The organism is Micromonospora sp. NPDC048170 (assembly GCF_040652795.1).
In the GTDB taxonomy this organism is placed as follows: Bacteria; Actinomycetota; Actinomycetes; order Mycobacteriales; family Micromonosporaceae; genus Micromonospora.
This window is the reverse complement of record NZ_JBEZMR010000011.1, coordinates 57,696-72,436: the sequence shown is the minus strand read 5'-3', so window position 1 is coordinate 72,436 and position 14,741 is coordinate 57,696. Positions and strand designations below refer to the sequence as shown.

The 14,741-nt window shown below is 73.8% G+C and carries 13 protein-coding genes and 1 riboswitch; of the genes, 5 read left to right on the top strand and 8 right to left on the bottom strand.

What is annotated here, in order from left to right:
* Window positions 1-41: 41 nt before the first annotated feature.
* The 8 genes from AB0D32_RS16860 to AB0D32_RS16825 form a co-directional block, all read right to left on the bottom strand.
* Window positions 42-1,262: a GAF domain-containing SpoIIE family protein phosphatase gene (locus AB0D32_RS16860; protein ID WP_357090535.1), complete on the bottom strand. Its 1,221-nt coding sequence runs from the start codon at window positions 1,260-1,262 to the stop codon at window positions 42-44.
* 108 nt (window positions 1,263-1,370) lie between these two features.
* Complete coding sequence (locus AB0D32_RS16855; protein ID WP_357090533.1) at window positions 1,371-3,515, bottom strand: glycogen debranching N-terminal domain-containing protein; 2,145 nt, start codon at window positions 3,513-3,515, stop codon at window positions 1,371-1,373.
* 188 nt (window positions 3,516-3,703) lie between these two features.
* Window positions 3,704-4,117, bottom strand: a complete 414-nt coding sequence (locus tag AB0D32_RS16850; RefSeq protein WP_357090531.1) for a VOC family protein — start codon at window positions 4,115-4,117, stop codon at window positions 3,704-3,706.
* Window positions 4,118-4,238: 121 nt separating this feature from the next.
* Window positions 4,239-5,369 (bottom strand): N-acetylmuramoyl-L-alanine amidase, encoded by a 1,131-nt coding sequence (locus AB0D32_RS16845; RefSeq protein ID WP_357090529.1) that lies wholly within the window; start codon window positions 5,367-5,369, stop codon window positions 4,239-4,241.
* 138 nt (window positions 5,370-5,507) lie between these two features.
* On the bottom strand, window positions 5,508-6,251 hold the full coding sequence (locus tag AB0D32_RS16840) for an amino acid ABC transporter ATP-binding protein (protein ID WP_357090527.1): 744 nt from the start codon (window positions 6,249-6,251) through the stop codon (window positions 5,508-5,510).
* Window positions 6,248-7,027 carry an amino acid ABC transporter permease gene (locus AB0D32_RS16835; RefSeq protein ID WP_357090524.1) on the bottom strand — a complete coding sequence of 260 codons (780 nt, stop codon included), beginning with the start codon at window positions 7,025-7,027 and terminating at the stop codon, window positions 6,248-6,250. The genes AB0D32_RS16840 and AB0D32_RS16835 overlap by 4 nt, the downstream gene beginning before the upstream one ends.
* Window positions 7,028-7,067: 40 nt before the next feature.
* Window positions 7,068-7,922, bottom strand: coding sequence for an ABC transporter substrate-binding protein (locus AB0D32_RS16830; RefSeq protein WP_357090522.1), 855 nt, complete (start codon window positions 7,920-7,922; stop codon window positions 7,068-7,070).
* A 112-nt stretch (window positions 7,923-8,034) separates the two neighbouring features.
* Window positions 8,035-8,166: a hypothetical protein gene (locus AB0D32_RS16825; RefSeq protein ID WP_357090520.1), complete on the bottom strand. Its 132-nt coding sequence runs from the start codon at window positions 8,164-8,166 to the stop codon at window positions 8,035-8,037.
* A 31-nt stretch (window positions 8,167-8,197) separates the two neighbouring features.
* Window positions 8,198-8,309: riboswitch (SAM riboswitch) on the bottom strand.
* Window positions 8,310-8,354: 45 nt separating this feature from the next.
* On the opposite strand from AB0D32_RS16825, the gene AB0D32_RS16820 reads away from it, so the two are divergent.
* The 5 genes from AB0D32_RS16820 (at window position 8,355) to AB0D32_RS16800 (ending at window position 14,622) form a co-directional block, all read left to right on the top strand.
* Window positions 8,355-9,689, top strand: coding sequence for an MFS transporter (locus tag AB0D32_RS16820; RefSeq protein WP_357090518.1), 1,335 nt, complete (start codon window positions 8,355-8,357; stop codon window positions 9,687-9,689).
* 95 nt (window positions 9,690-9,784) lie between these two features.
* Window positions 9,785-10,639, top strand: coding sequence for an SPFH domain-containing protein (locus tag AB0D32_RS16815; RefSeq protein WP_357090516.1), 855 nt, complete (start codon window positions 9,785-9,787; stop codon window positions 10,637-10,639).
* 284 nt (window positions 10,640-10,923) lie between these two features.
* The gene (locus tag AB0D32_RS16810) at window positions 10,924-12,558 is read left to right on the top strand and encodes a serine/threonine-protein kinase (protein WP_357090514.1); all 1,635 of its coding nucleotides are present in this window, start codon (window positions 10,924-10,926) and stop codon (window positions 12,556-12,558) included.
* 46 nt (window positions 12,559-12,604) lie between these two features.
* Window positions 12,605-13,549, top strand: coding sequence for a hypothetical protein (locus tag AB0D32_RS16805; RefSeq protein WP_357090512.1), 945 nt, complete (start codon window positions 12,605-12,607; stop codon window positions 13,547-13,549).
* A 53-nt stretch (window positions 13,550-13,602) separates the two neighbouring features.
* Window positions 13,603-14,622, top strand: a complete 1,020-nt coding sequence (locus tag AB0D32_RS16800) for a hypothetical protein (RefSeq protein ID WP_357090510.1) — start codon at window positions 13,603-13,605, stop codon at window positions 14,620-14,622.
* The last annotated feature ends 119 nt before the right edge of the window (window positions 14,623-14,741 follow it).

Sequence of the window (14,741 nt, the reverse complement as noted above, 5' to 3'; positions counted from 1 at the left end):
CTTTCCGCGATCGCCCTGTGTCAAACGGGCCGGTACGCGGATCAGGGCGGCGTCGGCAGGCGGTGGACGACCAGCAGGGCGATGTCGTCGGTCGGCTGCTCGGTGCCGAGGGCACCCATGACGGTGGCGCAGACCTCCTCGGCCGGCGCCGGCCGGACCAGTTCGACGAGCTGCCCGAGGCCGACGTCGATGACCTCGCGGCGGCGTTCGACGAGGCCGTCGGTGAAGCAGACCAGCACCGCGCCCGGCGGGAAGTCCACCTCCGCGTGCTTCCGGGCCGGTGGCCGGCGGCCCGTACCGAGCGGGGGATCGACGTGCACCGGCACGGGCGCGGCCGGCTGGTCCGGCACGGCGAGGACGGGGCGCAGGTGCCCGGCGGCGGAGAGCCGGACGCGGGTCCGGTCGGGGGAGATCATGGCGTAGAGCGCCGTGGTGAGGTTCCCGGCCTCGAAGTGGCCGACCTTGCGGTCGAGGAGCGTCAACGCCTCCGCCGGGTCGTCGCAGACCAGCGCGTAGGCGCGCAGCGCGCTCCGGACGCGCCCCATGATCACGGCGGCCTGCAGGCCGTGGCCCGACACGTCGCCGATGACCAGGCCCAGCCAGCCCGAGGGCAGGGTGAACACGTCGTACCAGTCGCCGCCGATCCCGGCGACGTGCCCGGGCACGTACCGGGCGGCCATCTCCAGGCCCGGCACGTCGGGCAGTTGGGTGGGCAGCAGGCTGCGTTGCAGGGCGAGGGCGGCGTTGTGGTCGAGGTTGTGGGACCGGGCCAGATTGGCCTGGCTGGCCCGGTCGGCGACCAGTTGCAGCAGCCGGACGTCGTCGGTGGTGAATCTGCGGTGGCGCAGTGTGCCGACGTGCAGCACACCGATCAGCTCGCCCCGGGCGAACATCGGCACGCCGAGCAGCGACCGCAGCCCCATCGCCAGCAGGATCGGGTTGACCACGACGTCGGGGGTGACCTCCTCGATGACGACCGGCTGCCGGGTCAGGGCGATCCGCCCGGCGAAGCCGCGGCCGACGGAGACGCGGAAACCCCGCCGCACCTCCTCCTCCAGCCCCTTGGCCGCGGTGGCCACGAGCTGCTGCGCGTGCGTGTCCAGCAGGAGGATGGCCGCCGTGTCGACGTCGAGCAGGTCCCGGACGCGGTCGAGGAGTTCGTCGAAGAGGTCGGCCGCGTCGAGGCGGGACAGCGTCGCGTCGGTCACCGCCTCGATGCGACGCAACCGTTCGTCGTCCTGGATGAGCCCGGGGTCGGCCACGACAGGATCCTAGTCCCGTCGGCCGCTCCCGCCGCCTTCCCGCTGCGCCGGCCGGTCCGGCCCCTCCCGCCGGCAGTCCCGCTCGGCCCGTGGGGCCGGAGCAGCCGGTCAGGAACGGCGGCGGGCCGCCGCCTGGAACGTGGGCCGGCGGATCACCGCGATCCGGTCGCCGCGGGCCCGCAGCGACGTGCGCCCACCGCGCCCCCGCCGTACGGTCAGGTCGACGGTGCGCCCGCCGACCCGCACGCCCTCCAACACGAGGTCCGGCAGCCACTCCGGCAGGTGCGGGTCGACGAAGATCGTCCGCAGCGGCGCGGCCGGGCGCAGCGCCAGCAGTGCCTGGACGAGCGCGACGACCGCGCTGGCGGACCACGCCTGCGGGGAGCAGGAGTCCGGGTAGACGCCGGGGTGCGGGTGGGCGTCGTCGCGGGGCAGGCCGCTGAGCACCTCCGGCAGGCGGTGTTCCGTGAAGAGCGCCGCCGCGGAGAACATCCCCTCCGCGAGCCGGTGCAGGTGCTCCCAGCAGCCGTACCGGGCCAGTCCCAGGCCGATCGTGCCCGCCTCCACCGGCCAGACGCTGCCCCGGTGGTAGCTGAACGGGTTGTACGCCGGGTGTGCCGAGGACAGGGTGCGCACACCCCAGCCGCTGAACATGTCGGGGGCGAGCAGCCGGTCGGCGACCAGGGGCGCGAGGCGGGCGGGCACGATCCCGGTCGCCAGCAGGTGGCCGTCGTTGGAGTTGACCGAGCGGACCTGCTGCTTGTCCGGGCCCAGCGCCATCGCGTGACAGCCCCGTTCCGGCATCCAGTAGGCGTGGTGGAACCGGCGCCGCAGGGCGGCGGCCCGGCGCACCAGGCCGGCGCCGAAGGCGGGGTGACCGGTCGCGGCGAACACCACCGCGGCGTGCCGCAGCCCGGCGTACCAGTACGCCTGCAACTCGCTGGTCGCGATCGGGTTCGGCACCACCTCGCCGTGCTCGTCGACGATGGCGGAGTCGGAGTCCTTCCAACCCTGGTTCTTCAGGCCGGCGGGGGAGCGGCGGTGGTATTCGAGGAAGCCGTCCCGGTCGAGGTCCCCGTACCGGTCGATCCAGCCCAGGGCGCGTCGCGCGGTCGGCAGCAGGCCCCGCACCGTGTCGAGGTCCCCGGTCCAGGCCAGGTACTGACCGAGGAAGACCAGGAAGTCCGGCGCGGTCGACCAGTCGCCGTAGTAGCCGGCGAACGGGTCGAGCCCGAGCACGGACACCGGGCCCCGCCGGGCCTCGTGCAGCGGCTTGCCGGGTTCCTCGTCGCGCCAGTCGTCGATGCGCCGCCCGAGGTGCCGGGCGTTGAGCCGCAGGCTGTCCGCCAGCATCGTCGGCCCGGCGAGCAGGGCCTGCCACGACGCGGTCATCGTGTCGCGGCCGAAGATCTCCTGGTAGATCGGCAGTCCGGCCATCGGCGCCGTCGGCCCGTCCGGTTCGCCCAGCGGCAGCACGGACAGGTCGTCGACCGCGCACCGCCAGGCGGCGGTGACGTCGAAGTTGCTGCTGGCGAGCCGTGCGAGTTCGCGGGCGAGCGTGCCGCGGGCGGTCGCGGCGGCGTCGTCCGGCTCGGCGAAGGTCGGCGGCGGCGCGACGAGGCGCTGCCCGTCGAAGACGGGTTCGACGAGCAGTTCCACCCGGCTGGATCCCCCGGGCGGCACCGCGACGTCGACCGTCAGGGCGTCGTCGGCGTACCGGACGGGCAGGTCGGCCCGTACGGCGATCGCCACCGCCCGGTCGAGGCCGTCGCACCGGTAGGTGAGGCGGAGTTCCCGTTCCCGGTCGTCCCAGCTCGCGTCGACCGCGCCGGACTGCACCCGGCGGCCCGTCTCGGCCTCGCTGGTGTCGGCGAAGTCGGCGGCGAGGTGGATCCGCAGCCGCAGGTCCAGCGGCGCCGCCGCGTAGCTGACGACGGTCAGCCGGGTGCGCAGCCCCTCGCCGACGAAGCGTTCCACCAGCAGGTAGGCCGCGCGGGAGGGCAGTGTCTCGCCGTCGCCGAGGGCGGCGTACGACAGTTGGGCGTGCCCGGCCACGTTGGCGGTGCTGAACGGGACCGGCTCGCGGCCGTCCACGCTGAGGCGTTCGGTGCTGAGCACCCGGGTGTTGCGCGCGAAGAAGCCCTGCGGGTCGGCGCCGGTGATCCGGCCGCGCACGTCGGTGACCAGGGTGCTCCAGCCGCTCGCCACGTAGAGCAGGTCGGGGCGGACGCGCAGGTTCCGGACCCGGGTCATCGCGGCCTGGGCGCGTTCACGCCGGGGCGGGCGCGCCGGGCGGGGTGACCGCGCTGCGGGCGCGCAGGCGTCGACGGCATCGGGTGCACCCCCTGGCCGGTGGCTGCGGGCCGGGGCGACACCGCGGTGGTGCCGCCCCGGGCCCGTCGGACAGCGGTCCCTACCCGTTCGCGCCGCCGCTACACCTGTCAGCCCTGCGGAGGGCCGATGTTCACCATCCAGCCGATGCCGTAGCGGTCGACGCACATGCCGAACTCGTCGCCCCACATCTGCTTCTCCAGCGGCACGCTCACGGTGCCGCCCTCGGTGAGGGCGGCCCAGTATCCGCGCAGGTCGTCGGCGTCGTCGCCGCTGAGGCTCACGGAGACGTTGTTGCCCGGGTCGTGCTCCATCCCGGGTGCGGTGTCCGAGCCCATCAGGGCGAAGCCCCGGTCGGTCTCCAGCATCGCGTGCATGATCTTGTCGGCCAGCTCGGGGTCGTCGGTGCCGAACGTGCCGAAGGTGTTCATCGACAGCGAACCGCCGAACACGCGCTGGTAGAACTCCATCGCCTCCCGCGCGTTGCCCGGGAAGCTGAAATACGGGTTGAGCCGAGACGCCACAGCACCCTCCTCCGGTCGCGACAGCATCATCGTCGCAGATCAGGAGGCTGGCGCGGGTCAGGCACGACCGCGTTTCGCCGGCCCGTCGGGTGAGCCCGCCCCGACAGGCCGGCGGCGGTGGTCAGTGGCGGAACGACCGGCGTACGACGCCACCGACGACCGCGCACCAGGTGTCGAGGTCGAGCTTGCCGTGGGCGGGCAGGCCGTGCCGCCGCTGGACGTCCTTGACGGCGGTCTTCGTCGGGTGGTCGTACTCGCCGGTGACCGCGACCTCGGGGTACCCCCGGAAGTTGAGCAGGAACTGCACGGCGGTGACCGGAGTGCCGCTGGCGTCCTTGCCCAGCTCCGGCACCAGGGTCTCCCAGGTGGGCGCGGTGAGGGTGGCGTCCACGTCGACCGGGATGCCGTTGCGGTACTGCCAGTCCTGCACCGCGGCGACGGTGGCGGCGTCGAAGACGCTGTTGACCGGAACGGTGTAGCCGCGGTGGGCCAGCAGGTACTGCACCACCCGGACGCTGGGGGAGCCGACGAATCGCCACAGGTCCGGCCAGCGGCGGGCCGGCACGTCGGCGAGGTCGGTGCCGAGGGCCTCGAAGACCCGGCGGCGCAGGGCGGGGAACTGCCCGTAGAAGGTGGCGCCGGGGCACAGCGTGGTGCGGAAGTCCCAGTGGCCGAAGATGTCGTGGGCGTGCAGCCCGTACTGCCGGCAGATCGTCGCGCAGAGCTTGACCAACGAGTCCAGCAGCGCCTCCGGCGGGGCCTCGGTGACGTACGTGCCCTCGTTCTCGATGCCGATGGACCGGCCGTTCTCTCCCGGGCAGTGCGCCGAGATCATCTGCCGGTCGCCGGCCTGCAACCGCTCCAGGCTGCCCCGGCGTCCCTCCATGACGTAGCCGCCACGGCTGATGGTGAAGTGCTGGCCGGTGTCGGACCAGCCGTTGCCGTCCATGTGCAGGTTCTGACAGTCGCGGGCCAGCTTGACCGCTTGCGCCTCGGAGTAGTCGGTGACGTTCGGGAACGCCATGTGGTGCACGATGATCTTGTTGGTGGGGATGGCGCTGACCGCCAGCGGGTCCTTCGGCGGGCGCGCCCCCCACTCGTCGCAGCTGTAGATCCAGTCCAGGTCGGCGCCGGGGTCCGCCTGCGCGGCGGACGGGAGGGCGAGTTGGCTGCCGACGACCGCGACCGTGGCGGCGCCGAGGCCGGCGCGCAGCAGGGTCCGACGGTCCAGTGCGGAGTTATCGACGTGCAAGGCATTCTCCTCTGCGGCCGGGCAGGCAGCTGGGGAGCCCCGGTATGAAAAGGAGCTCCAACAGTCGCATGTGCAGTGGAGGATATTGCCAACGCACGTGCCGCGCCAGAGCCCGGCCCACGCCGACACGGAGGAGCTTCAGAGCACCTGGGACAGGAACCGGCGCAGCCGGGGGTGCTCCGCCCGCTCGAAGATCGCGGCCGGCTCGCCGGCTTCCAGCACCACGCCGCGATCCATGAACGCGACGGTGTCGGCGACCTCGCGGGCGAAGCCCATCTCGTGGGTGACCACCACCATCGTCATGCCGCCGGCGGACAACTCGGCCATCAGCCCGAGCACACCCTTGACCAGTTCCGGGTCCAGCGCGGAGGTCGCCTCGTCGAAGAGCATCACCTGCGGGCGCAACGCCAGCGCGCGGGCGATCGCGACCCGCTGCTGCTGCCCGCCGGACAGGTGCGCCGGCCGGGCGTCGGCCTTGGCCGCCAGCCCCACCAGTTCCAGGTGGTCGCGGGCGACGGCCGCCGCCTCGTCCTCACCGAGCTTGCGGATCCGGCGCAGCGCGAGGGTGACGTTGCGCAGCACGCTCATGTGCGGGAAGAGGTTGAACTGCTGGAAGACCATGCCGACCCGCTGCCGCAGCGCGTCCGGGTCGTTGCCCAGCACGCTGCGCCCGTCGAGCAGCACGTCGCCCCGGTCGGGCTCGATCAGCCGGTTGATCGCGCGCAGCAGCGTGGACTTGCCCGACCCGGACGGGCCGATCACGCAGGCCGTCGCCCCGCGCGCCACGTCCAGGTCCACCCCACGCAGCACCCGGTGCGACCCGAAGGCCAGGTGCACGTCGCGGACGCTCAGGCTCACCGAGGTCGTCGTGTCGATGCTCATCGCTGGTTTCCTCCCGCCGCACCCGGCAGCGCCAGGTCGAGGTCGTCGTCGGCGTCGTCGGGCGCGGCGGCCTGCCGGCCGTGCCGCAGCCGCCGGTCGATCCAGTTGACGACGTGCGTCAGCGGCACCGTCAGCACCAGGTAGAACAGCCCGGCCAGCAGCAGCGCCGACTGGTTGCCGGTGTTCGCCGCGTAGTCCTGCCCGATCCGGAACAGCTCCCGCTGACTGGCCAGCAGGCCGAGGAAGTAGACCAGGCTGGAGTCCTTGATCAGTGCGATCAGCTGGTTCACCCAGGCCGGCAGCACCCGCCGGATCCCCTGCGGGACGATCACCAGACGCATCGCCTCCCCCCAGGACAGGCCCAGCGCCCGGGCCCCCTCCAACTGGGCGGCCTCCACCGACTGGATGCCCGAGCGGAAGATCTCGCCGATGTAGGCCGCCGCGATCAGCGACAGCGCCAGGATGCCCAGGGGGTACGGGTTGGGCCCCCACACCTGCATGCCCAGCGGTGCCAGGCCGACGCCGATGAGCAGGATCGTCGCCGCGGCCGGCAGGCCGCGGAACACGTCGGTGTAGACCCGCGCCGGCCACCGCAACCATCGGGTACGCGAGATGCCCGCGACGGCCAGCGCCATGCCCAGCACCGAGCCGAGCAGGGCGGCGGAGATCGCCAGGATCAGCGTGTTGGGCAGCCCCACCGTCAGCATCTCGGGCAGCGCCTCGCGCATGGAGTCCCAGTCGAAGAAGGTCTCCCACAGGGTGCTCAACGGATCCATCGTCTCTCCTACCGCCCCGCTCGCTCGTCGTCCGTACGTGTCAGGAGGCGGCCGACGCCGACGGCACCGGCACCGTGCCGCTGCCCGGCTTGAAGTCGGCCGGGATCGGGCGGCCCGGGTAGTACTGGGCCTGCAGGCGGCTCCACGTGCCGTCTGCGATCACCTCGTCGAGTCCCTTGTCCAGCGCCTCGCGCAGCTTGTCGTTGCCCTTGGCGAACGCGTACGCCGTGGGGGCGGGACTGAGCAGCTTGGCCGCCACCTTGATCTTGCCGCCGCTGTCGGCGGCCGACTTGTCGCCGATCTCGGCGGGGGCGATCCAGGCGTCGGCGGTGCCGGCCTTGAGCTGGTTGATCGCCCCGTTGTAGTCGGGCACCCGGACCGGGTCGAGCCCCTCGCCGGTGGCGTAGTCGTCCTGGACGGTGCCCTGCACGACCACGACCCGCTTGCCGGCGAGCTGGTCGAACCCGGTGATCGACGAGCCGGCCGGCACGTCGAGCCCGAAGTGGCCGAAGTCGTAGCCGTTGCCGAAGTCGACGGTCTTCTTCCGCGCCTCCGTGATCGTGATCGAGGAGCTGCCGACGTCGAACTTGCGGTTGTTGACCTGGGAGAGCAGGGCGGAGAAGTCGGTGCCGACGAACTCCACCTTCAGGCCGACCTTCCCGGCGACCGCGGTGAGCAGGTCGTTGTCGAAGCCGGTGAACTTGCCGTCCTTGAGGTAGACGTTCGGCGGGGCGTCGGTGAGCGTGCCGGTGCGCAGCACACCCGGCTGGAGCAGGTTGTACGGGTTGTCGGCCGCGCCGGCCGCGTCGTCGCCGCAGGCGGTCAGGGTGGTGGCGGCGAGGACGGCGGCCACGCCGAGGGCGGCGGCCCGGGTCAGGGAGGAAAGGATTCGCACAGGTGTCTCCGAATGAGGTGTTCCGGCGGCGGCACACGGGTGTGCGGCGCCGGCGGTGCGCCCGATGGGCGTACCGCTGGGATGGTTCCGGGAAGAAAGAGGAGTGGCGCGTCTAGCGCGGGTCGCCGGGGCGACAGGAGGTGGCGCAGACCCGCATCATGTCGACGTGGCGACGGCGGGTCAGGATCGGCAACGCTGGCGCCACGGCGAAGACCGCCGGTGGGTCGCACATGTGCAGGGGCATGGTTCTCCTCGGTCGGGGCGACCCGGGAACCAGGCCGCGCTTGCACCGGAGCTGCTCCGGTGCCTGGTCTTCACCCGGGGCACCCCTGCGCGGAGGAGGGTTGCCGGCCAGCGAGCCGGGGCTTGACGCTGGCGCTCATGACCTGCCGACGAGGCTAGCAGCCCGCCACGGTGGGGCGTCCAGCCGCTATGACCACCCTCACCCGGGCCCGCCGGACCGGCGGGCCAGATACCCTCCGGTCCACCTTCGCCACGATCCGGGAGCGCCACGTCATGTCCGTGCCCGACGACACCGAGTTCGTACCGCCCGCCGACCGTCCGTCGGCCGGCGGACGACCCGCCGACGCCGACCCCACCGACACCTCCGCTCTCGCGGTGCTCCGGGCGCCACAGACGGCCCGGGTCCTGGCGGCCAGCCTGCTCGGCCGGATCCCGCTCGGCGCGGCCCCGCTGGCCCTGCTGGTGTTCGCCCGGGAGACGATGACGCTGACCGTGGCGGGCCTGCTGGTCGGCGCGTTCACCGCCGGCACCGCGGTGGGGCAGCCGATGCTCGCCCGGATGGCGGACCGCTGGCGGCAGCCGCCGGTGCTGTGGCTGGCCGTGGCGGCGTCGACGGTCGGCTTCGCGCTCACCGTCGCGCACGTCAACCTGCCGGTGACCCTCCTCGCCGCCGCCCTGGCCGGGGCGGGCGCACCGCCGTTCGAGTCGTGCCTGCGGGTGCTCTGGCGCGACCTCCTTCCCGCGCACCGGGTGCAGACCGCGTACACCCTGGACATCGCCGTACAGGAGACGATCTTCATCCTCGGCCCGGTGGTCACGCTCGCCGCCGTGGGCCTGGCCGGACCGGCCGGCGGTCTGGCCGCCGCCGCGCTCTTCCAGGCCGCCGGCACCGTCTGGTTCGCCACGACCGACGCGGTCCGGCGCTGGCGGGGCGAGCCGGCGGTACGCCACTGGGCCGGGCCGCTGCGGGCCGGCGGGCTCCGGCTGGTCCTCGGGGCACTGGTGCTGGTCGGCGCGGCGGTGGGCAGCGTGACCGTGGCCGCGACCGGGTACGCCGAGTCGGCCGGGGCCCGTTCCTGGGCGGGCTGGCTGCTCGCCGCGCAGGCCACCGGGGCGCTGATCGGGGGCCTGCTCTTCGTACGCTTCGGCGGGCTGCGCCGGTACGCCACCCTGCCCCGCACGGTCGCGGTCTTCGCCGCCGGCTACCTGCCGTTGCTGCTCACCCCGACCCCGGCGGTGATGCTGGTGCTGATGGCGGTCAGCGGACTCGCGCTCCCGGCGCTGCTGACCATCGCCTTCGTCGCGCTCGACGACCTGGCGCCCGCCGGCACCGTGGCTGAGGCGTTCGCCTGGGCGGCGACGGCGTTCTCGGTCGGCAGCGCGGGCGGCGCGGCGGCGGCCGGGGCGCTGCTGGACGCCGCGGGGGAGGCGACCGTCGGCTTCCTGATCGCCCCGCTGAGCGCCGCCGCGGCCTGCGGGATCGCGCTGATGGCTGCCCGCACCCTCGGCCGGTCCGCGGGGTGAGCGGACGATAACCAGGATGACCGCCGGCTCCGGGACTACTTCGCGGCGGAACGGGAAAGGGCCCGCGTGGTGGAGCCGTCCGGATCGGGGGTGCCGTGGAAGCCGTTCTGATCGGCGTGGTGCTCGTGATCCTCTTCCTGACGCTCGTCGGCGCGCTGAGCATCCGGCTGGTGCAGCAGTACCAGCGGGGCATCGTCTTCCGCTTCGGCCGGGTGCTGGAGCCGGTCCGGCAGCCCGGCCTGCGGCTGATCGTCCCGGTCGCCGACCGGATGGTCCGCGTCAGCATGCAGACGACCGTGATCGGCGTGCCCCCGCAGGGGGCGATCACCCGGGACAACGTCACCCTCACCGTCGACGCGGTGGTCTACTACCGGGTCGTCGATCCGGTGAAGGCGCTGGTCAACGTCCGCGACTACCCCTCGGCGGTGCTCCAGGTGGCGCAGACCGCGCTGCGCTCGGTGATCGGCAAGGCCGACCTGGACACCCTGCTGGGCGACCGGGAGCGGATCAACGCCGAACTGAAGGCGGTGATCGACGCGCCCACGGAGAAGCCGTGGGGACTGCTGATCGAGCGGGTCGAGGTCAAGGACGTCGCGTTGCCCGAGGGGATGAAACGGTCGATGTCCCGCCAGGCCGAGGCGGAACGCGAACGCCGTGCCCGGGTGATCGCCGCCGACGGCGAGTACCAGGCGTCCCGCCGGCTCGCCGACGCGTCCCGGGCGATGGCGGGCACGCCGGGGGCCTACCAGCTGCGGCTGTTGCAGACCGTGGTGGACGTGGCGGCGGAGAAGAACAGCACCCTCGTGATGCCGTTCCCGGTGGAGCTGCTGCGCTTCTTCGACAAGTTCACCCGCGACACCGAGCCGACGGCGGCGGAGCGCCCGCCGACCGGGCAGCCGGAACCCGCCGCGCCGGCGGCCGGCGACGGCCACCGCGGCCCGTTGACCTGACCCGTCCGGGGCGGGCGGGGGGAGTCGCGCACCGCCCCGACGCCGGTGCCTCGCCGCCCACGGGGCGGCGCCCTGGTCCAGTCGGCGGGGCGGCGGCGCGGTGTGCTTGCCCGCGGGTGGTACCAGTGTCGTGTGTCCGTAACCGATCATGCACCCGCCCGCCGGTACGTCCCGGACGTCCGGGGGCCGGAAGCAGCCGTTGCGCCGATGGCCGCGGCGTTTCCCGCGACCACAATGGCCACCGGAGGCGGCCCCACCGCCCCCAGGGACGGAGAGGTGAGCCCGTGAGCGGCTGGCAGGTTTCCGGCTACCGCGCGGTGCGCCAGCTCGGCGCCGGCGCGTCCGGCCGGGTGGACCTCGCCGTGCACGACGCGACCGGCACACCGGTAGCGATCAAGTACCTCATCGGCGGGATCGGCGACGACCCGGCGTTCCGCACCGCGTTCCGCGCCGAGGCCCGGCTGTTGGCCGAGATCGACGACCCGCACGTCTCCCGCCTCTACGAGTACGTCGAGTCGCCCAGCGGCGCGGCGATCGTCATGGAGCTGGTCAACGGCGTGTCGCTGCGGCAGATGCTGCGCGCGCACGGCCCGACGATCCCGGAGTCGGCGCTCTGCGTCCTCAAGGGCTCGCTGGCCGGGCTCGGCGCGGCGCATGCCCAAGGCGTCGTGCACCGTGACTACAAGCCGGAGAACGTGCTGGTCACCGCCGAGGGCACCAGCAAGCTGGCCGACTTCGGCATCGCCATGCCGGTGGGTGGAACGTCGGGAATCAGCGTGACCGGCACCCCCCGCTACATGGCGCCCGAGCAGTGGACGGGCGCGCCGGCCAGCCCGGCCTGCGACATCTACGCGGCCACCGCGACCTTCTACGAGTGCCTCACCGGTCGGCCGCCCTACGACGGGCGGGACCTGCTCACACTGCGCCAGCAGCACGCCCGCGCGCCGATTCCCACCGAACCCGCTCCCGCGCCGGTGCACGACCTGCTGCGGCACGGCATGGCCAAGCAACCGGCCGAGCGGCCGCAACCCGCCCAGGTCTTTCTCGCCGTACTGGAACAGGTGGCGGCCGAGGCGTACGGGCAGCGGTGGGAGGAGCGCGGCCTGCGCGAGCTGGCCCGGCGGGCGGCGCTGCTCGCCGCCCTCTTCCCGTTCCCGGACGGTGCCGGCGGCGCCACCAGCCTGGCCAGCACCGCGTTCGGCGAAGGGTCGGGCCGGTTGACATGGCTGCGCTCCGGCCGGGCCCGCGCCGCGCTGGCCGGCGGCGGGCTGGCCGCGGCGTTGCTGCTCGGCGGCGCCGGGCTGAGCTACGCCGCCCGCGACGAGCCGCTGCCCGCCGCCGGGCCGGCCGCGCCCGAGGCGGCGCCGGGCCCGACCGGCGAGCCGTCCGCATCGGCCGCCGCGCCGCCCACCCCGACGGTCGCGGCGCCGCCCACGCCGACCCCCTCCGCCGCGCCGACCGCGACGGCGACGACACCGGATCCCGCCGGCCCCGGCGCTCCACCGACATCATCGGCCCCGGCCCCGCCGACCCCGTCGACCAGCACCAGCCCGCCGCCACCGGCGGACACCGTCGCCCCGTCCGTCGACCGGGTCGCGGCCAGCCCGACCGAACTGGACCCCAAGGGCTGCCCGTACGGACCCACGTCCAGCACCGTCTCCGTGGTCGTCTCCGACGACCGTACGGCGGCCGGGAAGCTGAGGGTGAGCTTCCGGTACACCCTGGACGGTCGTACCACCGAGGTGGCCATGACGTCCGATGGGCGCGGGCTGTTCCGGGGCGTCCTGGGCGACCTGCCCCGGCCGGCGGCCAGCACCCGGATCCCGGTCCAGGTCGTCGCCGTCGACGAGGCCGGCAACGCCTCGCCCGAGGGCTCGCCGGTGTACGTGACGCTGTACCAGTCCTGTACCCCGGGCTGAGCCCGGACATCCGGATGCCGACCACGACGACGGAGGGCGGGCCGCCGTGACCCAGCCGAACGACCCGACCGAGGCGCTGCCCACCCAACGTCAGCCGGGCGAGGATGCGGGGACCGCCCGCTTCGACCTCCACCGGCCGCACCCACCGGCCGAACCGACCGTGCACCTGACCTCGGCCGAGCCGACGGTGCACCTCGCCGTTGGCGGCGCCGGGGCCTACCCGGCCGCCGGTGAGCAGACCGTGGCCCTCACCCCCGATGACGCGACCATGCATCTGGCCCACGGCCAGCCGACGATGCCGCAGCACGCCCCCGGCGGAGGGCTTGAGCCGTGGCGGGCGGCGCGACCGGCACCGGTGCGGTGGAGCACCCAGCCGACGGCTCCGGGGACCGGGCATGCCGTCGGGACCGGGCACGGCCCTGACACCGGGCGTACCACCGGGCCCGGGGCGGGGACGATCTTCGGTGGGTCCAACGCCGCCGAACCGGTCGGGGAGGTGCGGTTCGGCCCGGGTGTGCCGACGACCCCGCCATCGGCACCGGCGTGGCCCGTGCCAGCGTCGCCGCCGCCACGGCGGCGGTCGGCGTGGCGGACGGTGACGTCGGTGCTGTCCACCGTGCTGACCGTCGCGCTGCTCGCCGCCGTCGGCCTCCACCTCTGGCAGCGGCTCAGCCCGCTGGAGGTCACCGGGGTGACGGTGACGGCTTCCCAGCCGGCCGGCGACCGGTGTGACGTCACCGTCGACGTGGTGGCCACCGTGTCGACCAACGGCCGGGCGGGGAAGATCCGCTACCAGTGGCTGCGTACCGGCAGCGCACCCGGCAGCCTGCTGACCGAGCGGGTCGGGCGCGGCCAGCGCACCGTCGAGCTGACGCTGCGTTGGGCCTTCAGCGGCGTGGGCACCACGACCGAGACCGCCACGGTCAACATCACCTCACCGTCCCCGGTGCAGGCCCAGACTCCGGTGTCCTACGACTGCGGGCGTCGCTGACCCGGTGTTTCCCCGGTCGCCGCCAGGGGTAGGTCGGGATCCGGACGAACCGGATGCCGTGTGGAGGAATTCCGATGAGAGACAACTTCGGCGATGCGGTGGGCGACGCCTTCCGGTCGGTGATGCTGTTCCTGCCGAAGGCCGTCGCCTTCGTGGCCATCCTGGTGGCCGGCTGGCTGATCGCCAAGGCCGTGCTGAAGGTCGTGGACAAGGTGTTGGAGCGGGTGGGCTTCGACCGGGCCGTGGAGCGCGGCGGGATCCGTCGGGCCCTGGCCCGCTCGCGGTACGACGCCAGCGACATCGTCGCCAAGCTCGCCTACTACGGGGTGCTGCTGGTGACCCTCCAGTTGGCCTTCGGCATCTGGGGTCCGAACCCGATCTCCGACCTGATCGCCGGGGTGATCGCCTGGCTGCCCCGTGCCTTCGTCGCGATCGTCATCGTCGTGGTCGCCGCGGCCATCGCCAGCGCGGTGAAGGACATCATCAGCGGCGCCCTGGGCGGGCTGTCGTACGGCCGGATCCTGGCCACCATCGCGTCGGTGTTCATCCTCGGCCTGGGCGTCATCGCCGCGCTCAACCAGATCGGCGTGGCGACCGCGGTCACCACTCCGGTGCTGGTCGCCGTGCTGGCCACCGTGGGCGGCATCCTCGTCGTCGGGGTCGGCGGCGGGCTGGTCCGGCCGATGCAGAGCCGCTGGGAGTCGTGGCTGACCCGGGCCGAGCAGGAGTCGCAGCTGATCGCCACGCACGCCCGCGCCTACCAGGCCGGCCGCCGTGACAGCGAGGCGCATCTCGCCGGGCGGGACGCGGCCGGGGTCCCGGTGCCCGGCGGCGACCCGGACGCCACGCAGGTGGTCTCCGGCCCGCGCGTCGATGCGGACCCGGACGCCACGCAGGTGGTCTCCGGCCCGCGCGTCGACGCCGACCCGACCGTGCCGGTGCCGCGGCAGGGCGACCCGGACGCCACCCAGGTCACCGCGCGTGGCGCCACCGTTCCGGCCCGACAGGCCGGCGAGGACAGCGAGGCCACCATGGTCATCCCGCCGGTGGACGGCGAGCAGCGCCGCCGCTGACCACCACCGTCCAGGGTGGGATCCGATCCGGGTCCCACCCTGGCGCGTGTCCGGCGACGGGCGTGACCGCCCGGGCCGGCGCGACTACCATCACCGGCATGACGTGGCGATGTTGATGC